Annotated in this window: 20 protein-coding genes and 1 tRNA gene; 12 read left to right on the top strand and 9 right to left on the bottom strand. The window is 69.3% G+C overall.

What is annotated here, in order from left to right; translation table 11 throughout:
- Positions 1-28: 28 nt before the first annotated feature.
- Positions 29-1,255: an SPFH domain-containing protein gene (locus KTR9_RS12875; protein ID WP_044506627.1), complete on the top strand. Its 1,227-nt coding sequence runs from the start codon at positions 29-31 to the stop codon at positions 1,253-1,255.
- A 250-nt stretch (positions 1,256-1,505) separates the two neighbouring features.
- Here KTR9_RS12875 and KTR9_RS12880 read toward each other — a convergent pair whose 3' ends face one another.
- The 3 genes from KTR9_RS12880 to KTR9_RS12890 all read right to left on the bottom strand — a co-directional run bounded on the left by KTR9_RS12880 (position 1,506) and on the right by KTR9_RS12890 (position 3,616).
- Complete coding sequence (locus tag KTR9_RS12880; RefSeq protein WP_014926702.1) at positions 1,506-2,147, bottom strand: hypothetical protein; 642 nt, start codon at positions 2,145-2,147, stop codon at positions 1,506-1,508.
- The gene (locus KTR9_RS12885; protein ID WP_014926703.1) at positions 2,144-2,749 is read right to left on the bottom strand and encodes a hypothetical protein; all 606 of its coding nucleotides are present in this window, start codon (positions 2,747-2,749) and stop codon (positions 2,144-2,146) included. Before KTR9_RS12885 ends, KTR9_RS12880 begins: the two co-directional genes overlap by 4 nt.
- Positions 2,750-2,830: 81 nt before the next feature.
- Entirely contained in the window at positions 2,831-3,616 is a 786-nt protein-coding gene (locus KTR9_RS12890; protein ID WP_014926704.1) for a TVP38/TMEM64 family protein, read from the bottom strand.
- A gap of 147 nt (positions 3,617-3,763) precedes the next feature.
- On the opposite strand from KTR9_RS12890, the gene KTR9_RS12895 reads away from it, so the two are divergent.
- Genes KTR9_RS12895 through meaB form a run of 3 tightly spaced genes read left to right on the top strand, consistent with a single transcriptional unit; the run spans position 3,764 to position 8,993 of the window.
- Positions 3,764-5,710, top strand: a complete 1,947-nt coding sequence (locus KTR9_RS12895; RefSeq protein WP_014926705.1) for a methylmalonyl-CoA mutase family protein — start codon at positions 3,764-3,766, stop codon at positions 5,708-5,710.
- Positions 5,707-7,995, top strand: a complete 2,289-nt coding sequence (gene scpA, locus KTR9_RS12900) for a methylmalonyl-CoA mutase (RefSeq protein ID WP_014926706.1) — start codon at positions 5,707-5,709, stop codon at positions 7,993-7,995. The genes KTR9_RS12895 and scpA overlap by 4 nt, the downstream gene beginning before the upstream one ends.
- Positions 7,995-8,993, top strand: coding sequence for a methylmalonyl Co-A mutase-associated GTPase MeaB (meaB, locus tag KTR9_RS12905; protein WP_014926707.1), 999 nt, complete (start codon positions 7,995-7,997; stop codon positions 8,991-8,993). The genes scpA and meaB overlap by 1 nt, the downstream gene beginning before the upstream one ends.
- Before the next feature lie 343 nt (positions 8,994-9,336).
- Here meaB and KTR9_RS12910 read toward each other — a convergent pair whose 3' ends face one another.
- Both KTR9_RS12910 and KTR9_RS12915 read right to left on the bottom strand, forming a co-directional pair.
- Complete coding sequence (locus tag KTR9_RS12910) at positions 9,337-10,287, bottom strand: LLM class F420-dependent oxidoreductase (RefSeq protein ID WP_014926708.1); 951 nt, start codon at positions 10,285-10,287, stop codon at positions 9,337-9,339.
- A gap of 9 nt (positions 10,288-10,296) precedes the next feature.
- Positions 10,297-11,361, bottom strand: a complete 1,065-nt coding sequence (locus tag KTR9_RS12915) for a nucleoside hydrolase (RefSeq protein ID WP_044507899.1) — start codon at positions 11,359-11,361, stop codon at positions 10,297-10,299.
- A 112-nt stretch (positions 11,362-11,473) separates the two neighbouring features.
- On the opposite strand from KTR9_RS12915, the gene KTR9_RS12920 reads away from it, so the two are divergent.
- Both KTR9_RS12920 and KTR9_RS12925 read left to right on the top strand, forming a co-directional pair.
- Positions 11,474-12,736: a M23 family metallopeptidase gene (locus KTR9_RS12920; RefSeq protein WP_014926710.1), complete on the top strand. Its 1,263-nt coding sequence runs from the start codon at positions 11,474-11,476 to the stop codon at positions 12,734-12,736.
- Positions 12,737-12,828: 92 nt separating this feature from the next.
- Complete coding sequence (locus KTR9_RS12925; RefSeq protein WP_014926711.1) at positions 12,829-13,758, top strand: mechanosensitive ion channel family protein; 930 nt, start codon at positions 12,829-12,831, stop codon at positions 13,756-13,758.
- Between the two features lie 90 nt (positions 13,759-13,848).
- On the opposite strand, the gene KTR9_RS12930 is transcribed toward KTR9_RS12925, so the two are convergent.
- A tRNA-Leu gene (locus tag KTR9_RS12930) sits at positions 13,849-13,937 on the bottom strand.
- A gap of 120 nt (positions 13,938-14,057) precedes the next feature.
- Here KTR9_RS12930 and KTR9_RS12935 point away from each other — a divergent pair.
- Positions 14,058-15,392 carry a M20/M25/M40 family metallo-hydrolase gene (locus KTR9_RS12935; protein WP_014926712.1) on the top strand — a complete coding sequence of 445 codons (1,335 nt, stop codon included), beginning with the start codon at positions 14,058-14,060 and terminating at the stop codon, positions 15,390-15,392.
- Positions 15,393-15,497: 105 nt separating this feature from the next.
- Positions 15,498-16,043: a YbhB/YbcL family Raf kinase inhibitor-like protein gene (locus KTR9_RS12940; protein ID WP_014926713.1), complete on the top strand. Its 546-nt coding sequence runs from the start codon at positions 15,498-15,500 to the stop codon at positions 16,041-16,043.
- 52 nt (positions 16,044-16,095) lie between these two features.
- Here the strand turns inward: KTR9_RS12940 and KTR9_RS12945 are convergent, their stop codons facing one another.
- The 3 genes from KTR9_RS12945 to KTR9_RS12955 are packed head-to-tail and all read right to left on the bottom strand — an operon-like array spanning position 16,096 to position 18,643.
- On the bottom strand, positions 16,096-17,232 hold the full coding sequence (locus KTR9_RS12945; protein WP_014926714.1) for a quinone-dependent dihydroorotate dehydrogenase: 1,137 nt from the start codon (positions 17,230-17,232) through the stop codon (positions 16,096-16,098).
- Complete coding sequence (locus KTR9_RS12950; RefSeq protein ID WP_014926715.1) at positions 17,226-17,570, bottom strand: DUF5703 family protein; 345 nt, start codon at positions 17,568-17,570, stop codon at positions 17,226-17,228. The genes KTR9_RS12945 and KTR9_RS12950 overlap by 7 nt, the downstream gene beginning before the upstream one ends.
- The gene (locus KTR9_RS12955; RefSeq protein ID WP_014926716.1) at positions 17,567-18,643 is read right to left on the bottom strand and encodes a YncE family protein; all 1,077 of its coding nucleotides are present in this window, start codon (positions 18,641-18,643) and stop codon (positions 17,567-17,569) included. The genes KTR9_RS12950 and KTR9_RS12955 overlap by 4 nt, the downstream gene beginning before the upstream one ends.
- Positions 18,644-18,743: 100 nt before the next feature.
- Here KTR9_RS12955 and KTR9_RS12960 point away from each other — a divergent pair, with 100 nt between their 5' ends.
- The 4 genes from KTR9_RS12960 to KTR9_RS12975 all read left to right on the top strand — a co-directional run bounded on the left by KTR9_RS12960 (position 18,744) and on the right by KTR9_RS12975 (position 22,002).
- Positions 18,744-19,586, top strand: coding sequence for an undecaprenyl-diphosphate phosphatase (locus KTR9_RS12960; RefSeq protein WP_014926717.1), 843 nt, complete (start codon positions 18,744-18,746; stop codon positions 19,584-19,586).
- Between the two features lie 68 nt (positions 19,587-19,654).
- Positions 19,655-20,416, top strand: coding sequence for an MSMEG_4193 family putative phosphomutase (locus tag KTR9_RS12965; RefSeq protein ID WP_044506631.1), 762 nt, complete (start codon positions 19,655-19,657; stop codon positions 20,414-20,416).
- A gap of 25 nt (positions 20,417-20,441) precedes the next feature.
- On the top strand, positions 20,442-21,176 hold the full coding sequence (locus tag KTR9_RS12970; RefSeq protein WP_044506633.1) for a DUF3090 domain-containing protein: 735 nt from the start codon (positions 20,442-20,444) through the stop codon (positions 21,174-21,176).
- Entirely contained in the window at positions 21,148-22,002 is an 855-nt protein-coding gene (locus KTR9_RS12975; RefSeq protein WP_014926720.1) for an SCO1664 family protein, read from the top strand. Before KTR9_RS12970 ends, KTR9_RS12975 begins: the two co-directional genes overlap by 29 nt.
- Positions 22,003-22,062 lie beyond the last annotated feature (60 nt).

The following is a 22,062-nucleotide window of genomic DNA, read 5'->3' on the forward strand; positions in this document are numbered from 1 at the left end:
CCGAGAACGACAACGCAGGAAGGTGACCATGGAGTACGAGATCTTCGGCCTGACCGTCCTCGTCTTGCTCGTGTTGCTCGTGGTGGTGATCCTGGTCAAGTCGGTGGCGCTCATCCCGCAGGCGGAGGCAGCGGTCATCGAGCGGCTGGGCCGCTACACACGAACCGTGTCCGGACAGCTCACGTTGCTGTTGCCGTTCATCGACCGCATCCGTGCCCGCGTCGACGTCCGTGAACGGGTGGTGTCGTTCCCGCCGCAGCCGGTCATCACCGAGGACAACCTGACCCTGTCCATCGACACCGTCGTCTACTTCCAGGTCACCAACCCGCGGGCCGCCGTGTACGAGATCGACGACTACATCGCGGGCGTCGAGCAGCTGACCATCACGACACTGCGCAACGTGGTCGGCGGGATGACGCTCGAGGAGACCTTGACCTCCCGCGATTCAATCAACGGTCAGCTGCGCGGCGTGCTCGACGAGGCGACCGGCCGCTGGGGACTCCGCGTCGCACGCGTCGAGCTGAAATCGATCATGCCGCCGCCGTCGATCCAGGAGTCGATGGAGAAGCAGATGAAGGCCGACCGCGAGAAGCGGGCGACGATCCTCTCGGCCGAAGGTCAGCGCGAGTCGGCGATCAAGACCGCCGAGGGAAACAAGCAGTCGCAGATCCTCGCCGCCGAGGGTGCCAAGCAGGCCGCGATCCTGGCCGCCGAGGCCGAACGGCAGTCGCGCATCCTGCGCGCGCAGGGTGAACGCGCGGCATCGTACCTCAACGCGCAGGGTGAGGCGAAGGCGATCGAGAAGACCTTCGCCGCGATCAAGGCCGCCAAACCGACCCCGGAACTCCTGGCCTACCAGTACCTGCAGCAGTTGCCCGAGATGGCGAAGGGCGAGGGCAGCAAGGTGTGGGTGGTGCCCTCCGACTTCGGTTCGGCCCTGCAGGGTTTCGCCAAGTCCTTCGGTGTGCAGGGCGACGATGGCGTGTTCCGGTACGAACCGGCGGACTCACCGCCCTCCGAGGTCGACGAGTCGGAGACCGAGGACTGGTTCTCCCTCGCGTCCGATCCGAAGGTCGCCCAGGCCGTCGCCGAGGCCGAGGCCGTGGCCCGGACCCCGGTGGCCCCCGAGATCACCGCTCGCGCGGCGCGGGCCTCCCGCCATGTGCCGCCGGTGGGGTCCGAGCCGGCCGAACTGGCCGACGGCGCCTGGGCCCAGCCCGAGCAGCCCGACCCCGCACCGACCGAACCCTCCTGATCCGAAGGAACCGGCCGACCGGTGGGTCCGGAGTCAGTGGATCGCGATCCTCGGAGGCGGCCTGAGTCGCAGCAGATGGCCGACGCCCGGCGGTCGCGCCGCGACCGCCAGACCTCAACTCGACCGATGGACTTCGATCGAAGTCTGGCTGTCGAGGTGAAGTCTGTCTGTCAGCGCTGGCTGTGACCAACGCCCGCTCTGGTGGCCGTGACCGCCGCCGGGCCGCAGATGCTGAGGTGGTCGTGCCAGGTCAGTGGGTGAGGAGGTGCTCGACGCCCGCCATCCCGACCGCCCACATCACCGAGGCGAAGGTGCCCATGATGAACTGCTCGGCGGCGTGCGGCGCACGGAGTTCGGGGTAGCGGGCGAGGCTCTTCACGGCGAGGATGATCGCGAGGCCCTCGGGCCACCCGGCCATGAGAGTGGTGACGACCGCGAGACGTTCGAGATATCCGATGACCCGGCCGCCGCGGAGCGGTCCGGCTTCGCCGGCTCCCGCCGGCCCGGGACCAGGGTTCTCCGTCGAATCGGGCGTGTCGGCGTCGTTCCCGGGCTCGTGGTCCGGCGCCCCCGGAGCGTCGGATCCGGTGTCCGGGCGCACGCCGACGCCACCGGCGACGAGAACCGTCCGGACCACGGGTCCACCGCCGGTGACCGCGGCGAGGGCGGCGAGGACCGGGACCGCCGATGCGAGGAAGCCGGTGGCCGGCCCGGCCGCGGCGGCGAGGACAGCGGCCACCGCGGCCGGCATCAGGAGGACGACGGCCCCGATCACGTCGAGCCTGCGCACGACGGCCTCCGGCGCCTCGCGGCGTCGCTTCCGCGTCGCGAGTGACCAGATCGGCGTCGTCAGGGCGGTCACGAGGAGAAGGACGACCGCGGCGATGATCATTCCGATCCTCCGGTCGGGGTGTGTCGGTCCGCTTCGGCGAGCGCGTCGGCGACGAGATCGAGGGAATCGGACTCGAGGTCCCATCCCGCGGCGCGTAGTCGTTGGCTCATCGCCTGCGGGGTGATGTCGAGCTCGGCGGCGGCCTCGACCTGGGTGAGCCCGCGGCGCATCAGTTCGACCGCCTCGCGGCCGGCGGAACTGCGAGCGGTGATGACGTCGGCGATGAGTCGCCCGGCGGTCTGGGCATGACGGCACCAGCGGGTGTCGGTGCCGCGGACGCAGAGCGGGACCCGCTGCCGTTTGGCGGCCTCGACGGCGTCGCGGGCATGGACGAAGGCGGGCCCGCGCCCGGCGCGGGTGGACGGGGGGAGCGGCTCGTCGACCGCCCCGGCGCCGATGCCGACGCTCCAGTGCCCGTCGGCGGTGAGTTCGACGGCCAGTCGGGCGGTGGCCACCGGGTCGGCGAGGATGCCCTGGATCTCGTCGCCCGCGGTGCGTTCGAAGGCCCGCACCGTGTCGACTGCGTCGAGTGCGGCGAGGACGGTGTCCACACGGTCGATGTCGCGGCGGCTTCCGCGCTGGTCGACGGTGAGAACGAACATCGTTCAAGGCTATGTACTTGATCTACAAGAATCAAGCCCTACAACTGGATTGATCAACGCCGGTGACTTGATCGGCGACGATCAAGTCCGAGGGGTTGTTGCTGGCGCGTTCGCCACGGGCAAGCGGGAGTCCAGGACCAGGCCCGCGATGCCGATCGCGAAGAGACCTCCGGTCACCGCCAGTTGAAGCGGATGCGTGTCGCCGGTCAGCGAATCGCCCAGCATCACCACGGCGGCGGTGCCCGGCGCCATGCCGAGGATGCTGGCCACCGTGTACGGCACCGGGCGCACCGACGACAGTGCCGAACAGTAGTTCGCCACCGAGAACGGGCAGACCGCGATGAACCGCAGCGAACCGACCGCCAACCATCCGCGACGCTCCAGCCGGTACTCGACCGCGCGGACCACCGGGCTCTTCAGGTACGGCTGCACGCGATCACGCCCGACGCTGCGGACCAGGGCGAAGGCGGCCACCGCCGCGATCGAGGAGGCGATCATCGCACCCGCGAACCCGACGAGCGGCCCGAAGAAGATCCCGGACATGACGGTGAACGTCGAACGCGGGATCGGGGCGATGGTGATAACCGCATAGGCGAGGAAGAACAACCACACGAAGGCCGGCCCCAGATCGGCGCCCCAGTCGCGCACGCTCGCGACCGAGGGCAGCGGGACGAAGTAGGACCCGGCCAGGACGGCCGCGAGAAGTGCTGCGACAACCAGTGCCCGGCGGATGACCCGACGATCGAATCCCCGGCGATCCGCCGACTGGGCCCGGCCGTCACCGGTCGTCCGGGCGTCCGCGACACCGCCGGCGTCGTCCCCGGTCGCGTCGGCGATGTCTTCGCTGACAGTGGAGGGATCGGGCACCCGGACACTCTACTCTGGACAACAGCGGTGGACCGGTTCCGGCGAGTGCGCCATGTCACGCCGACCTCGACGCCGAGCCGAGCGAGCGATCGGCTAGTGTCGTCTACGCGCTCATCACAGTGCATTCACGGAGGTGTGCTTCCCCACATGCCACAGCAAACTGACCAGCCCACAACGGACCCAGAACTCGATCAGGCCTACCAGACCTGGTCCACGGCCGCGGCGGCCGTTCTGGCGAAGTCGCGACGTGTCGACGTCGACGAGCTGCCCGACACGCCCGAGGCGCTGCTCTCGACCGACACCGCCGACGGGTTGACCATCCGGCCGCTGTACACGCGTCGCGACGAGCTCGCCGAACCCGGTGTGCCCGGCCGCTTCCCGTTCGTCCGCGGCGCCGACCCCGCTCGTGACGTCACCACCGGCTGGCGCGTCACCGAGAGGTTCGGCGACGACGCGACCGCTGCGGAGGATCTCAACGAGCTCATCCTCGAGGCGATGTCCAACGGGACGAGCGGCCTCTGGCTCTCGGTGAGCAGGCCCGGTGACGGGCTCGGGGTCGCCGACCTCGCGACCGCGCTGCGCGGCGTCTACCTCGATCTGGTGCCGGTGACCCTCGACGCGGGCACCGAGGGGATCGCAGCGGCCCGCGAGTTGCTGTCCCTCAAGGAGCAGGCGCAGGCCGCCCCGGTGGCCGCCGCTCCGACCGCGGCCACCGTCCATTCCTTCGGGCTGTCGCCGCTGACGGCCGCCTTCTCCGGCCGACCCACCGTCGATCCGGACGAGGCGACCGGGCTCGCGGCCTCCGGGTTGCCCGTCGGCGTGCGCACGTTCCGCGTCGACGGAAGCGACTTCGCCACCGCGGGTGCCGACAACGGCCTCGAACTGGCCCTCACGGTGGCGGCTGCGGTCGCCCATCTCCGTGACCTCACCGCGTCCGGCCTGTCGGCAGAGGCGGCGCTGGGTCAGATCACCTTCGGCGTCTCGGCCGACGACGACCAGTTCGCCACGATCGCGAAATTCCGTGCGCTGCGCAAGATCTGGGCCCGGGTGGCCGAGGTGCTCGGTGCACCCGAGGCCGGCGGCGCGCTGACCCACGGAGTGACCGACCTGTCGATGTACTCCCAGCGCGACCCGTGGGTGAACATGCTCCGCAGCACCATCGCGGCGTTCGGAGCCGGTGTCGGCGGTGCCGACCAGCTCACCGTCCTGGGTTACGACGCGACCATCCCGGCGGACAAGCGCACCTCGAGTGCGTCGTTCTCGCGTCGTATCGCCCGCAACACCCAGCTGTTGCTGCTCGAGGAGTCCAACATCGGACGCGTCCTCGACCCGGCCGGCGGTTCGTGGTTCGTCGAGTCCCTCACCGACGACCTCGCGACCAACGCCTGGGCGGCGTTCACCGAGGTCGAGGCCGCCGGCGGATACCGCGCCGCGCTCGACACCGGCTGGATCGCCGAGAAGGTCGACGCTTCACTGGCACGCCGCGACACCGAGGTCGCGCACCGTCGGATCTCGGTCACCGGCGTCAACGAATTCCCCAACATCGACGAACGCGCACTGTCGGAGACGACCGGGGCGCCGGCCTCGGCGGTCACCGACGTCGTCACCGGGACGCCACGCCTCGCGCGGATCGGACGCGCCTTCGAGGCGCTGCGGGATCGTTCCGACGTCGTGCTCGCCGAGCACGGCGCGCGGCCGTCGATCCTGCTGATCCCGCTGGGCAGCGTCGCCGAACACAACGGGCGCACCACCTTCGTCGCGAACTTGCTGGGGGCCGGCGGCATCACCGTCGTCAACCCCGGTCCGCTGACCGCGGACAAGGTCGGCGACGCGGTGGCCGGGGCGAACACCCCGATCGCGGTGCTCTGCGGCACCAAGGCGCGGTACGCCGAGGAGGGGCCCGCGGCACTCGCGGCCGCTCGGGCGGCCGGGCTGTCGAAGGTCCTGCTCGCCGGACCGGACCGGGAGTGGCCCGAAAGCGACGATCGGCCCGACGGTTCACTGCGGGTGGGCATCGACGCGGTGAGCACCCTCGGCGACCTCCTCGACGAGCTGGTCTCGACATCCCTGAAGACGGCGGGAGCAACGGCATGACCCAGACCGAACCCGATCTGACACAGTCGATTCCGAGTTTCGCCGGAATCGGGCTGTCATCGGAGCAGCCCGCCGCCCCGGCCGCTGCCGGAGGACCTTCCGGGTCCGCGGCCGCCGTCACCGAGGAACTGGCCTCCGCACACGGCTACTCGGTGGACCAGGTCACCTGGAACACCCCCGAGCAGATCGACGTCACGCCGGTGTACACGCGCGCCGAACGCGACGCCGTCCTCGACGACGCCGAGCATCCGTACCCGCTCGACTCGGTTCCCGGTGCCGCGCCGTTCATCCGGGGCCCGTACCCGACGATGTACGTCAATCAGCCGTGGACCATCCGCCAGTACGCCGGCTTCTCGACCGCCGCCGAATCCAACGCCTTCTACCGACGCAACCTCGCGGCCGGGCAGAAGGGACTGTCGGTCGCGTTCGACCTCGCCACGCATCGCGGCTACGACTCCGATCACCCGCGCGTCGCCGGTGACGTCGGCATGGCCGGTGTGGCCATCGACTCGATCCTCGACATGCGCCAGCTCTTCGACGGCATCGACCTCGGCAGCGTGTCGGTGTCGATGACGATGAACGGCGCCGTGCTGCCGATCCTCGCGCTCTACGTCGTGGCCGCCGAGGAACAGGGTGTGCCGCCCGAGAAGCTGGCCGGGACCATCCAGAACGACATCCTCAAAGAGTTCATGGTCCGCAACACCTACATCTATCCGCCGAAGCCGTCGATGCGGATCATCTCGAACATCTTCGAGTACACCAGCCAGAAGATGCCGAAGTTCAACTCGATCTCGATCTCGGGCTACCACATCCAGGAGGCCGGGGCGACGGCCGATCTGGAACTCGCCTACACCCTCGCCGACGGCGTCGAGTACATCCGGGCCGGGCTCGAGGCCGGTCTGGACATCGACAAGTTCGCCCCGCGACTGTCGTTCTTCTGGGGCATCGGCATGAACTTCTTCATGGAGGTCGCCAAGCTGCGGGCGGCACGCCTCCTGTGGAGTGAGCTGGTCGCCGACTTCGAGCCGAAGAACGCGAAATCGCTCTCGCTGCGGACACATTCGCAGACCTCGGGATGGTCGCTGACCGCCCAGGACGTGTTCAACAACGTGGCCCGCACGTGCGTGGAGGCGATGGCAGCGACCCAGGGGCACACCCAGTCGCTGCACACCAACGCCCTCGACGAGGCGATCGCACTGCCGACGGACTTCTCCGCGCGCATCGCGCGCAACACCCAGCTGCTCCTGCAGCAGGAGTCGGGCACCACGCGGCCGATCGATCCGTGGGCCGGTTCGAACTACGTCGAGTGGCTGACCCATCAGCTCGCGCAGAAGGCGCGCAAGCACATCCGCGAGGTCGAAGAGGCCGGCGGCATGACGCAGGCGATCAACGAGGGCCTGCCGAAGCTACGAATCGAAGAAGCCGCGGCACGCACCCAGGCACGTATCGACTCGGGCCAGCAGCCGCTGGTCGGCGTGAACAAGTACCAGGTCGCCGACGACGAGGAGATCGAGGTCCTCAAGGTCGAGAACTCCAAGGTGCGCGCCGAGCAGCTCGAGAAGCTGGACCGACTGCGCGCGGTGCGCGATTCGGGGGCGGTCGAGGCGGCCCTGGCCGATCTCACGCGCGCCGCCGCGTCGTCGGAAGGCGGCCTGGAGAACAACCTGATGGCATTGGCCATCGAGGCCGCGCGCCATCAGGCGACGGTCGGCGAGATCTCCGAGGCGCTCGAGAAGGTCTACGGTCGGCATCAGGCGGAGATCAAGACGATCAGTGGTGTGTATCGACATGAGGCGGGCGAGGTGAGCAACATCGACGCGGCGATCGAGGCCGTGCGCCAGTTCGCCGAGGCGGAGGGCCGTCAGCCGCGTGTCCTGGTCGCGAAGATGGGTCAGGACGGGCACGACCGCGGCCAGAAGGTGATCGCGACCGCGTTCGCCGACCTCGGCTTCGACGTCGACGTGGGCCCGCTGTTCGCCACGCCCGAGGAGGTGGCCGCACAGGCCGCCGACAACGACGTGCACGTGGTGGGTGTGTCGTCGCTGGCCGCCGGACACCTGACGCTGGTTCCCGCCCTGCGGGAGGCGCTGAAGGAGGTCGGCCGCGAGGACATCATGGTGGTCGTCGGCGGCGTGATCCCGCCCGGTGACTTCGCCGAACTGTACGAGGCCGGCGCCGCCGCGATCTTCCCGCCCGGATCGGTCATCGCCGACTCGGCCGTGGAGCTCATCGGCAAGCTCGCCGACACCCTCGGCCTGGAGCTGCCCGGGGCGACCGCGAACTGATGGCGGTCCAACCTCGACGTCAGATCGACGTCGACGCGCTGGCCGATGCCGTACTGGCCGATCGCCGCGCCGATCTGGCGCGCGCGATCACGCTCGTGGAGTCCAAGCGCGCCGACCATCGGGCGGCCGCCCAGGAGCTGTTGCTGAAGCTGACGCCGCACGCGGGAAAGTCGTTCCGCGTCGGCATCACCGGTGTCCCCGGCGTGGGCAAGTCGACGACGATCGAGGCGCTCGGCATGCATCTGCTGGAGCTCGGTCACAAGGTGGCGGTGCTCGCCGTCGACCCGAGTTCGACGCGCACGCGGGGTTCGATCCTCGGCGACAAGACCCGGATGGGCCGGTTGTCGACGGCGGAGAACGCCTACATCCGGCCGTCGCCGACGTCGGGCACACTCGGCGGCGTGGCCAAGGCCACCCGGGAGAGCATCGTGCTGGTCGAGGCCGCGGGGTTCGACGTGGTGCTGGTGGAGACCGTGGGCGTGGGCCAGTCCGAGGTGACGGTCGCCAACATGGTCGACACGTTCACGTTCCTCACCCTCGCCCGGACCGGAGACTCGTTGCAGGGCATCAAGAAGGGTGTGCTCGAACTCGCCGACGTGGTCGTCGTGAACAAGGCCGACGGCAAACACCTCAACGAGGCGAAGGGCGCGGCTCGCGAGCTCAAGAACGCGCTGAAGCTCATCTACCCGCACGATGCGCTGTGGATGCCACCGGTGCTCACCATGAGCGCGATCGAGAACTCCGGGGTGGACGAGTTCTGGAAGACCGTCGTGCGTCACAACGAGACACTCACCGAGGCAGGGGAGTTCACCGCACGACGCAATCAGCAGCAGATCGACTGGACGTGGGCGATGGTCAACGACATCGTGCTGTCCCGGCTCGGTGACTCGCCCGCCGTCCGAGGCATCCGCGGCGAGGTCGAGCAGCAGTTGCGCGACGGGTCGCTGACCCCGGCGCTCGCCGCCCAGCGGATCGTGGACGCGTTCGACGAGCGCTGAGCGGCCGTTACGGTACTCGCCCCGACGTGCGTTGAGCGGCAGCCGGTTTCATCTGCTCCCTGAGGTGCGTTGAGCGGCAGCCGGTTCCTTTGCTCCCTGAGGTGCGTTGAGTGGCAGCCGGTTTCATCTGCTCCCTGAGGTGCGTTGAGCGGCAGCCGGTTCCTTTGCTCCCTGAGGTGTGAGGAGCGCTGTCCGGTTCCTTTGCTCCCTGAGGTGCGAGGAGCGCTAGCGACGAGCCACGAAGGGTCCGGCGACTCGTCTCACCACGACCCTTCGTGGCTCGCTTCGCTCGCACCTCAGGGAGCAGTGGTGGTTTCGCTCAACTCACCTCAGGGAGCAGCGGTCAGGCAAGCAGCGGCGCGAGCGTCTCGCCGAGAAGCGAGACCCGGCCCGGCACATGGCCGTTGGCGGGTGCGTTCACGGTGACGCCGTCGACCCCGGTGGCCAGGATGTCGGCGTAGCGGGCGGCGACCTCGTCGGGGTCGCCGACGATCGTCGACCCGCGGCGCACCTCGGCCGCCGGTGTGCGCTGCAGGTAGGCCTCCAGCTCGGCATTCGCCTCGTCGTGGGTGGGAGCCACGCACGCCGACGTCTGCACCGTCACGGTGATCTCCGAGCGGTCCCGGCCGAGCCGTTCGCAGTGTTCGGCGAGGGCGTCGAGCTTGCGCGGGATGTCGGCGGGCAAGCACAGCAAGTTCGATTCGTCGGCGTACTGCGCGACCATCCGCAACGTCTTGCGTTCGCCCCCGCCGCCGATCATCACCGGGATCTTCGACAGCGGCGCCGGCACATTGAGGGCTTTCGCGACCCGGTAGCGCTTGCCGTCGAGGCTCGGAGCCTCCCCGGCGAGCATGCCGAGGATGATCTGCAGCGCCTCCTCGAGACGTTCGAACCGGTCGGTGAACGTCCCGAACTCGTAGCCGAGGGAATCATGTTCCAGCTCATACCATCCCGCGCCGATGCCGAGCTGGGCCCGACCGCCGGACACGACGTCGAGTGCCGTGATCGTCTTCGCGAGCAGGGTCGGGTTGCGGTAGGTGTTTCCGGTGACCAGCGACGACAGGCGCACCGTCGAGGTGTGCTGGGCAAGAGCCGCGAGAAGGGTGTAGCACTCGATCATCGGATCGTCGGGCTCGCCCAGCATCGGCAGCTGATAGAAGTGGTCCATCACGAACACGGTGTCGAAGCCGGAGTCCTCGGCTTCGCGTGCCTGCGCGACCACGGTGGGGAACAACCGGTCGGCGGGGACTCCGGGGTAGGTGAAGTTCGGGATCTGGTAACCGAGTCGAGTCACCCGTCCAGACTAGTCCGTGGACTTCTCCGGGGCGGTGCCGACGACCTCGGGAGCACGGCTGCGGGCGAACGCGCCGATCGTCTCGATGAGTTCGTCGAACACGGCGTCCACGTCGACGGAGGTCGCGATACGGGCGTTGGGTCCCGGCGAGGTCATCCACCGTTCGTCGGCAACGGTCATGCCCCGGGTCAGGGTGCCGGCGAGTTCGACGTCGACGCGCGCGGCGCGCGTCTGCACCGTGTCGGGGGCCAGCGCGACCAGCGCGGCGAACGGGTCGTGGAGGTGGGCGATGTAGCCCTCGTCGTGGTCGTCGTGGAATTCGAAGTAGAACCGCAGGGCGTCGACCAGGTGCCGGATCAGCTCGTTGTCGGCGACCGATCGGAGTCCGCGGTCGTCGGTCGGGTCCGGGCACTCGACGGGTGTGCTGCCGGCGGCGGCCGCGAGCCGGACCACGTGGTCGGGGGTCAGGATGACCGACTCGGTGATATCGAGTGCGCAGACGATGGGCTCGGTGGCGCCCGCGGTGCCGAACGCGGCGAACACCTCGGCGGCCGCCTCCGGATCGACGGCGACGTTCCACTCCGAGGTGGGCGTCGTGTTGCCGTGCGTGTGGAAGGCGCCGCCCATGATGACCAGGCGCCGCAGACGAGCCGGTAGGCCCGGATCCCGTCGGATCGCGGTCGCCAGAGACGTGAGCGGTCCGGTCACCAGGCCGACGAGTTCGCCGTCGTGTGCCTGCGAGGCCTCGATCCAGGCGTCGGCGGCGTCGAGATGGCTCGGTGTCGTCGTCGGAGCCGGCAGCTCGGCGTGTCCGACGCCCAGCGGTCCGTGCGTGTCCTCGGTGGTCATCAGAGCCGCGACCAGGGGAGTGGCCGAACCGGTGTGGACCGGTACCTCAGTGCGACCGCACAGCTCCAGCCACGAGAGATTGTTGGCCGTGACGACGTCGACGGGCACGTTGCCTGCGGTCGACGCCACGCCGACGAGGTCGACATCGGCGCGAGCGAGCAGGTAGATCAGCGCGAGTGAGTCGTCGATTCCGGTGTCGCAGTCGAAGAACAGGCGCTGGGTCACCACACAATTGTGCCGGGTGCGGCCCGAAGGTCGGCGCGCCACCCCGCCGGGCCCCTACGCTCACCGCAGCCGGGACGAACGGTCGTCGGCCTGATGAGTCCCGGAGGAGCCGATGGCCTCGACACGACTCGCGCTGGCAGCCCTCGGCGCCGGCGCGATACTCCTGGCGAGCGCGTGCGGCACGGATTCGTCGGATCCGGACGCCTCCTCGGGCAGTGCCGCGGCCTCGTCGAGCGGCGCACCATCGGAGCCCGTCGTCACACCGGTGGTCGGTTCGGTGATGTTCGCCCCGACGCCGTTCGCCGGTTCCGACGGGAACAACCACCTCGTCTACGAGGTCTCGCTGACCAACTACATGCGCACACCGGTGACGATCGCCGGGGTGGGGGTGCTCGACGCGACCGCCGACGACGAACCGCTCCTCGTCCTCGACGAGAACGGGGTCCGCACCCGGCTCAAGCCCACCGGCGCACCGTCGGTGCCGCCGGCCCCGGGAGCACCGGAGGAGTACTCGCAGGTGCTGGCGCCGGGACAGAACGGAGTCCTCTTCGTCCATGTGGTCTTCTCGTCGGAAGCGCCGAAGCAACTCGTCCACGAGGTCTCGGTGCGCGCCGACACGGCACCGCCGGGTATGCGGGAGGTCGACGAACGCATCGCGCCCGTCACGGTGAGCGACTCGACCGTCCCGGTCCTGGGACCCCCGCTCGCCGGCGAACGCTACATCGCCGCCGACGCGTGCTGCGACGCGGTCCGGCACACCCGCGCGATCCTCCCGCTGAACGGGTCTCCCGTCCTCGCCCAGCGCTACGCGGTGGACTGGGAGCAGGCCGACGCGGACGGACGGATCTTCGTCGGTGACGCGAAAGACCCCGCGAGCTATCGGATCTTCGGCGACGACGTGCTCGCCGTGGCCGACGGCACGGTCGTCGCCAGTCGCAACGATCTGCCGGAGCAGACGCCGGGGTCGTTTCCCGCGGATCTGGCGATCGCAGACGCCGACGGCAACAACCTCGTTCTCGACATCGGCGACGGCTTCTATGTGAACTATGCGCACATGCAACCCGGTTCGGTGCGTTTCGCGCCGGGCGATCGCGTACGGCGCGGCGACGTCATCGGCAAGGTCGGCAACAGCGGGAACTCGGTGGCACCACACCTGCATGTGCATGTCATGAACGGACCGGAGTTCCTCGGGTCCCAGGGTGTCCCGAGTGTGACCGAGGAGTTCACCATCACCGGGCGGGTGGCCGACACCGCGGCCTTCGACGTCTCCGAGGGAACCGGGGTGCCGCTGCGGCTCGTCCCCGGCGTGACGGAGAGCACACACGAGGATCAGATGATCCTCGATCAGAACATCGTCACGTTCACCGCAGGCTGACAACGGTTTCCGATCCCGCACATCCGCCCTGCCGCGCCGGCGGGGTGCCGCGGTGACTGGACAACGATGTCATCGTCCGTACGGTCGGACCCATGTCGATTCAGGACTCTGCCTTCGAATGGACGGAAACGAATCGCGAATGGCTGATCGAGAATCCCGCTCGCATCGTCGCTTACGTGATCGTCGCGTTGATCGTCCGGTTCGTCATCCACCGCTCCATCGACCGCGCCACCCGGCCACGGGCCGCCGGCGGGGAGCCGGGCCGGGGTGCGGCCCTCATGCGCGGGCTGCGCTCCAAGTCGGCATCCACCGAACGCAACGCGCAGATCGCCGCGCGGCGGGCCCAGCGGGCCGCGACGATCGGCTCGGTACTGAAATCGACGGTCTCGATCGTCTTGCTCGTCTGGGTCGTGCTGTCGGTGCTCAGCGTGCTGGGCGTCAACATCGCACCGTTCATCGCCTCGGCCGGGATCGTCGGCCTCGCAATCGGTTTCGGTGCGCAGAATCTGGTGCGCGACTTCGTGACCGGTGTGTTCATGCTGCTCGAGGACCAGTACGGCGTGGGTGACATCGTGGACCTCGGCGAGGCGGTCGGCGAGGTGGAGTCGGTGGGACTGCGTGTGACCACCCTGCGCGACATCGACGGCACCCTCTGGTACGTCCGCAACGGTGAGATCGCCCGCGTGGGCAACATGAGCCAGGAGTTCGCGGTCGCGCGCGTCGACGTCCCGGTGGCACCCGGCGCCGACATCGACAAGGCGCAGCAGGTGGCCGATGACGCGGCCCGCACCGCGATCGAGGAGGACTCGACGGACATTCTCGGACAGATCGAGATGCTCGGCGTCCAGGAGGTGTCGTCGGATCAGGTCGTCCTGCGATTGACGGTGAAGACCAAGCCGAACGGCCAGTGGGCGGTGCAGCGACGACTGCGCCGGGCGATCCTGCGGTCGTTCGTGGAGAACTCGATCGACCTGCCGTACTCGCGGGCCTGGGGGGCGCTGGCGGATTCCGTCGCGCCCTGAGGGCTGCGGCGGGACGATTGACCCACAAGACGATCAACCCACAACGAGAAGAACCCCGGCGGTGAGCCGGGGTTCTTCTCGTTGTTCTCGTGGTGTCCGAGGGGGGACTTGAACCCCCACGTCCGTTAATAGGACACTAGCACCTCAAGCTAGCGCGTCTGCCATTCCGCCACTCGGACCTGCGTGCCGCGGTGAGGGTTCCGGCGATCTCTCGCCGGTGATCTTTCGACCCGTCTCGCTGCAGCGGGATAACCCTAACCGAGGTTGCCCGTGTATCCCAAATCCCGTAGGAGTGAGGGGTGTCTACACAGTCTGCGACCGACGAAGTGGTCGATCTGGTCAGTCGATTGATCCGTTTCGACACCTCCAACACGGGCGAGCCCGAGACCACCAAGGGCGAGGAGGAGTGCGCCCGCTGGGTGGCCGAGCATCTCGAGGAGGTGGGCTACACGACCCAGTACGTCGAATCCGGGCGGCCGGGCCGGGGCAACGTGTTCGCGCGGCTCGCCGGACCTCCGGATTCCGAACGTGGCGCACTGCTCATCCACGCCCACCTCGACGTCGTGCCCGCCGAGCCGGCCGACTGGAGTGTGCATCCGTTCTCCGGGGCCATCAAGGACGGTTACATCTGGGGTCGGGGCGCGGTCGACATGAAGGACATGGCCGGCATGGCCCTGGCGCTCGCGCGGCAGTTCAAACGGGACGGCACCGTCCCGCCCCGTGAGCTCGTGTTCGCCTTCCTCGCCGACGAGGAGGCCGGCGGGTCGTGGGGTTCGCACTGGCTCGTCGAGAACCGGCCCGACCTGTTCGAGGGCATCACCGAGGCGGTCGGCGAGGTCGGCGGCTTCTCACTCACCGTCGACCGGCCCGACGGCACGCAGCGGCGGCTCTATCTGGTCGAGACGGCCGAGAAGGGCCTCGCGTGGATGCGACTCACCGCAGAGGCCCGCGCGGGACACGGATCGTTCCTGCACGAGGAGAACGCCGTGACCGAGGTCGCCGAGGCGGTCGCCCGGATCGGACGGCACCGGTTCCCTCTGGTGATGACCGAGTCGGTGAGCCAGTTCCTGGCCGAGGTCAGCGCGGAAACGGGCCTGGACCTGAGTCCCGAGGCGCCCGACCTGGAGACGTCGCTGTTCAAACTGGGCAATCTCGCGCGGATCATCGGCGCGACGCTCCGCGACACCGCCAATCCCACGATGCTCAAGGCCGGCTACAAGGCCAATGTCATCCCGCAGAAGGCGGAGGCGGTCATCGACTGCCGGGTGCTCCCCGGACGCCAGGCCGCCTTCGAGAAGGAGATCGACGAACTCATCGGTCCCAACGTGCGGCGCGAGTGGATCACCCATCTCGATTCCTACGAGACCACCTTCGACGGCGATCTGGTCGAGGCGATGAATGCCGCCGTCCTCGAACACGACCCCCAGGGAAAGACGGTGCCGTACATGCTCTCCGGCGGCACCGACGCCAAGGCATTCGCGAAGCTGGGCATCCGGTGCTTCGGCTTCGCGCCGTTGCGACTACCGCCCGAACTCGATTTCGCGGCGCTGTTCCACGGCGTCGACGAGCGCGTGCCCGTCGACTCGGTTCTGTTCGGCACCAAGGTCTTCGAGCACTTTCTGCGGCACAGCTGAACCCTCACCTAGAGTGAGCAGCACGGCTTCTTCGGCGACCCTGACCTATCGGTCGGAGAATGCCCCGCACTCTTCCGACGCGCGAAACGTGAGAAAGGTGAACACATGTCGTCATTCGACCCGTACTCCCCGCTACCGAGCCTCCCCGGCTTCACCCTGACCTCGGAGAGCCTCACCGACGGGGCCGCGCTGGCCAACGGACAGGTGAGCGGGATCATGGGCGCGGGTGGCGAGGACCTCTCGCCGCAGCTGAGCTGGTCCGGGTTCCCCGCCGAGACCAAGAGTTTCGCCGTCACCGTGTACGACCCCGACGCCCCCACCGCCGCCGGGTTCTGGCACTGGGCGGTCGCCGACATCCCCGCCTCGGTCACGAGCCTCCCCGAGGGCGCAGGCGACGAGGAGGGTTCCGGGCTGCCCGACGGCGCGGTCACCCTCAGCAACGACGCCTCGCTGCGCCGGTACATCGGTGCGGCGCCGCCGCCCGGACACGGTCCGCACCGGTACTTCGTCGTCGTGCACGCCGTCGACACCGAGTCCCTCGGTCTGCCGGAGAACGCGACGCCCGCGTACCTGGGATTCAACCTGTTCTCCCACGCGATCGCGCGCGCAACACTCGTCGGGACCTACGAACAGCCCGGCGAGAACGTCTGACTCCGGCCATCGATGGCCCGGTGGTGCGAGACCGCCGGGCCAACGGTGACCCTCACGGCTGGTTGCGAGCCGCGCAACCGACCGCGTCGGAGATCGAGGCGAAGCCACCTGCCCGCGCCCGCTGTGCGAGGCCGGCGTGGAGCTCCGTCAGCCACACCGGGCCTCCGTAGATGAAGCCGGTGTAGACCTGCAGGAGGTCGGCGCCGGCGCAGATCCGTTCCCAGGCCTGGTCGACCGTCTCGATGCCGCCGACACTGACGAGCGCGATCCGGCCGCCCACCCGGTTGTAGAGCCGGCGCAGGACGGTCAGCGAGCGCGCGGCGACCGGCGGCCCGGACAGGCCACCCGCACCGATCTCCCGGACCTCGTCCGACGAACTGCGCAGACCCTCACGACCGATCGTGGTGTTGGTGGCGACGATTCCGGCCAGGCCGAGTTCGACCGCCAGATCCGCCACGGCGTCGACGTCGTCGTCGACGAGATCGGGCGCGATCTTGAGCAGCACCGGGACGTGAACCACACCGAGTACCGCGGTCAAGATGGGCCGCAGCGAGTCCACGGCCTGCAGATCCCGCAGCCCCGGGGTGTTGGGCGAACTCACGTTGACGACGACGAAATCCGACAGGGGTCCCAGCAATTCGGCCGAGCGCCGGTAGTCGTCGATCGCGTCGTCGACCGGGACGACCTTGGTCTTGCCGATGTTGGCGCCGATGGGCACCGAGACCGGCCCCCGTCGGACATCCATCAGGTGCTGCGCGGCCACCTCGGCACCCGGATTGTTGAAGCCCATCCGGTTGATCAGCGCACGGTCGGCGGGAAGACGGAACAGGCGCGGCGTCGGATTGCCGGGCTGCCCCTGACCGGTGATCGTGCCGATCTCGGCGAAGCCGAATCCGATCTGGCCCCAGGTGTTCACCGCACCGGCCGTCTTGTCGAACCCGGCCGCCAGACCGATCGGGGCGGGGAAGTCGACACCGAAGACCCGTGTGCGCAAGACCGGGTCGTGCTGGGCCAGCAGCTTGGCGGTCAGGAACGCCAGCGGCGGAAACCGTCCGACGACGCGCAGGACCGCGAAGACGATGTGGTGGATCCTCTCCGGATCGACGCGGAACATGATCGAGCGCAGGAGGGGATAGCACCACCGGTTGAGGACGGGAAGTACTCCGGTGGCTCTGCGGGACTTCAGCATGCGCGTGCGCTCCGGGGGTCGTGGCCGTTCTGGTCGGGGGACCGATCGTCGGCCGAGTCGTCGCTGTGGGAGCCGCGTGAACCACGCGGCGGGCGGCGCCGCTTCAGCAGCACTTTCCGGGTGCCGTCGGAGTAGAGCCGCACCCGCGACAGTTCCCAGCCGCCGAACTCGGCTTCGAGGGCCAGGCGCATCGAGGCGGTCACTCGGGTCACATCGGGTGGCAGACGCAACAGGACGCACTCGACGTCCTCCGTGGTGACCTCCCAGCCCTCCGGATAGCGGGAGCCGTGCCGAGCCGAGGTGCGTGCGGGTCGCGTGCCCGAACGATCAGGACTCATTCGGCCCGCTCATCGGTGACCACCTGGAGTCCGCCGTCGCGCGCGGAGAGCACGTAGACGGTGCCCGACTCGTCGACCGCGATCCGGTCGGGCTGCACGACCGAGGCGAACCGCTGGACCTCGGTGGGTTCGCCGTCCGCCAGGTCATAGGCCACCACCTCGTTGTTGCCGGTCGTCGACACCCAGAGCCGGTCCCGGGTGTCGTCGTAGTCTACGGCGTACGGTCCGTCCGCAACCGGGTAGCGAAAGCGCATCACCAGAGGTGATCCGAAGAAGCCGAGGATCTCGCCGTCGCGGGTGTTGGCCACCAGCACCCGTCCGAACTCGTCCACGGTGGAGTTGGTCGCCCCGTTGCCCGCACGAAGAGCCGGCCCGAGTTCGCCGGACCCGGGGTCGACGGGGGTCACCGACGACTGTGCGCGATCCAGCACGACGACCTGCCCACCGAGCTCCCCGGCCGATTCCGGCGCGGCCGTCAACGAGTCCACCCGGACGAACCGATCGACATCGTGCTTCTTCGCGAAGTCGGCGTCGTACACGAGAACGCGTCCGTCCGCCGTGCCGACGACGAGGAAGCCGGTCGGGGTGCGCGTCACCGCGGTCGGCTGGTCGGACTCGAGATCGCCGGTCTGGACCCGGCCCTCGGCGTCGACGACGACGAGCACACCCGGGCCGGCGCCGACATACTCGCCGTCGTCACCCGCCGCCAGGGCGACGAGGCCAGGGACGGCGATGGTCCGCGGAGGCGCGGTCACGTTTCCCGCGTCGTAGCGGAGGATCTGGTTCCCGTCGGCCGAGAGGACGGCGACGGTCCCGCCCGACGTCGCGAGCGCGCGCGCCCCCGCGGGCGCGGGGACGACGGTGCCGGCGGGAGCCGACGCCGAACTCGCCGGCGCCTCGGGTGCGGTCGCCGGCGTCACGGTCGGTACGTCCGGCGTGCCGTCGTCGGATCCGCACGCGGTGATCATGCCCACACCGATCACCAGTGCCGCCGCCGCGGCGACCGGACCGCGCAATCGCGAGACGCCCGTGCGGAACTGGTGAGGGGGCTGGGATGGTCGCGGCGAGGACATGTCCCCATCTTGCGTGACCGCATCCGAACGCCGGTCGGGAGGGTCGAGGCCGTGTCGCCAGTCGGGTCGACCGGGGCGGTCCCAAGTAGCATCGGGCGCCGTGACCGACACCATGACGTGGACCCAGTCGATCGTCCTCGGGGCGTTGCAGGGCCTCACCGAGTTCTTGCCGATCTCGTCCTCCGGACATCTCCGGATCGCCTCCGAGCTGATGTTCGGCGAGGACGCCGGCGCCTCCTTCACCGCGGTCACCCAACTCGGGACCGAGGCCGCGGTCCTCGTGTTCTTCGGCCGCGACATCATCCGCATCGTCACCGCCTGGTTCCGGGGTCTGCGCCACGCCGACGAGCGGAACGTCGACTATCGGATCGGCTGGTATGTGATCTTCGCGACCATCCCGATCGGACTGATCGGCTATCTGTTCAAAGACGAGATCCGCACCACCGGTCGCAACCTGTGGCTCGTCGCGATCATGCTCATCCTGTTCGCCGGGGTGTTCTGGCTGGCCGAACGGTACGGGCAGAAGCAACGGAACCTCGAGCAGCTGACCCTGCGCGACGGCCTCGTGATGGGCGGCGCGCAGTGCCTCGCGCTGATCCCGGGGGTGTCGCGCTCCGGCGCCACGGCGAGTGCGGGTCTGTTCCTCGGGCTCGAACGTGAAGCCGCGTTCCGCTTCTCGTTCCTGCTGGCCATCCCCGCGGTCACCGCGTCGGGCCTGTTCAGCCTCCCCGACGCCTTCGACCCCAGCGGAGAGGGCACGCAGGCCAGCGGATCGCAGCTGCTCGTCGCGACGCTGATCGCCTTCGTCGTCGGCTACGCCGCGATCGCCTGGCTGCTGAAATTCGTCAGCGCGCATTCGATGAACTGGTTCGGCGCCTACCGCATCGTGCTCGGCGTGACGCTGATCGTGTTGCTGTCGACGGGCGTGATCTCGGCGACATGACGCCGCGCCCGCCGCGCCGGACTCCGCGCGCCGTGCGGGCCCGCGCGGCCGGTGCCTATGGTTGTGGGATGACCGTGATCCTTCTCCGGCACGGCCGTTCGACGGCGAACACCTCGGGGGTGCTCGCCGGTCGCAGCGCCGGCGTCCATCTCGACGACCGCGGGCGCGCCCAGGCCGACGATCTGGTTCGACGCCTCGGCGACCATCTCGGCTCCATCCGGGCGGTGGCGCGGTCGCCGCTCGACCGGTGCGCCGAGACGGTCGCGCCACTGCTGGCCGCGCTGGGCACCGACGGGCAGGCGCCGCCCGAGATCGTCGTCGACGATCTCGCGGAGGTCGACTACGGCGGATGGACCGGTCGGTCGATCTCGGAACTCCTGAAGGAACCGCTGTGGAAGGTCGTGCAGCAGCAGCCCTCGGCCGCGGTGTTCCCCGACGGCGAGGGTCTGGCCGACGTCCAGGCCCGAGCCGTGCGTGCGATCCGTGAACTGGACCGGATCCATGGCGGACCCGACGGCTCCGGGGTGTGGATCGCCTGCTCGCACGGCGACGTCATCAAGTCGATCATCGCCGACGCCATGGGCACTCATCTCGATGCCTTCCAGCGCATCGTCGTCGAGCCGGCGTCGATCAGCGTGATCCGGTACGCGTCGTCGCGCCCGTACGTGCACACGGTGAACACCACCGAGAACCTGTCCATACCGAAGCCCCCACCGCCGGCCGAGGACGGGCAGCGGCCCGCCGACGACGCGGTCGTGGGCGGCGACACCGGGGCGGATGTCGCGCCGTCGCCGAACGGGACCGCGACGATCCCGGCGACATCGGGATAATGAACCAGACGACGAAGGAGGTGTGATGTCTCGAGCCATCCATGTGTTCCGGAGCCCGGACCGCTTCGTGGCGGGCACGATCGGGCAGCCCGGTGACCGTACGTTCTACCTCCAGGCGGTCCACGAGGCCCGCATCATCAGCGTGATGCTGGAGAAGCAGCAGGTCCAGATCCTGGCGGACCGGATCGGCGCACTGCTCGACGAGATCCACCGCCGCTTCGGCACCCCGATCCCGCCGGAGACCGACCGGGTCGGCGACCTGAGTCCGCTGGTGATGCCGGTCGATGCCGAGTTCCGGGTCGGCACGATGGGTCTGGGATGGGACGCGGAGTCCGAGGCCGTGGTGGTCGAGCTGCTCGCCGTCACGGAGGGGGAGTTCGACGAGAGCGTCGTGCTCGACGACACCGACGAGGGTCCGGACGCGGTGCGGGTCTTCCTGACCACCGCGGCCGCCCGTGAGTTCGCCGCGCGGTCGTCGAAGGTGATCTCGGCGGGTCGGCAACCGTGCCCGCTGTGCAGCGAACCGCTCGACCCCGAGGGCCACCTGTGTATCCGGACCAACGGCTACAAGCGGGATGCGGAGTTGAGCAAGTCCCTCGACTTCATCGACCCCGATGTCTTCAACAGCCTTGCTGCACAGGGCGATCCGAGCCTTGCGGTCGACGACGACCCCTTGGGCCAAGAGGGGGGCGCACCGCCGCCCGGGGAGTCCGACGACCCCGACGAGCCCGGTGACGCCGACCCCTCCGCGCGTGACTGACGAGCCCGCGGCCGACCACGTCCTCCGCGAAGGCGAACTCACGATCCTCGGCCGGATCCCGTCGGCCAGCAACGCGACGCTCGTGTGCGACGCGGTGCTCGACACGCAGACCTCCGTGCGCTGTGTCTACAAGCCGGTGCGCGGGGAGGTCCCGCTGTGGGACTTCCCCGACGGCACCCTCGCCGGACGGGAGGTCGCGTCGTACCTGATCTCCGAGGCGCTCGGCTGGGACACCATTCCGACCACCGTGCACCGCGACGGCCCGCTCGGGCCCGGGATGGTGCAGCGCTGGGTCGAGACACCCGACAACACCGATCACCCGATCCCGGAGACCGAACCGCGGGTCGACCTCGTCGACCTGTGCCCGGTGGGTGCCGTACCCGCCGGATACCTCGCCGTGCTCCAGGCCTACGACCCGTACGGCGACCCCGTCGTGCTGGTGCACGCCGACGACCCGCGACTTCAGCGGATGTCGGTGCTCGACGTGATCCTCAACAACGCCGACCGCAAGGGCGGGCATGTGCTGGAGGGGCTCGACGGCGGCGTCTACGGCATCGATCACGGGATCTGCCTGCACAGCGAGGACAAGCTGCGGACGGTGCTGTGGGGCTGGGCGGGGGAGCCGGTCCCCGGGCACCTCGTGGCCGACATCGCCGAGCTCGCCGAGAGTCTGGAGACCGACGGATCGGCGCTGCGCGCGCAGCTCGTCGAACACATCACCCCCGACGAGGTCGAGTCGCTGGCGATCCGGGCGATCGTGGTCGCCGAGAGCGCGACCATGCCGCATCCGCCCGGCCATCGGCCGATTCCGTGGCCGCCGTTCTGAGGTGTCCTGAGACGTCCTGAGGCGGTACGGTCCGTCGGGCGCGAGGGGAGTGAACAGCTC

It is taken from the genome of Gordonia sp. KTR9, from assembly GCF_000143885.2.
In the GTDB taxonomy this organism is placed as follows: domain Bacteria; phylum Actinomycetota; class Actinomycetes; order Mycobacteriales; family Mycobacteriaceae; genus Gordonia.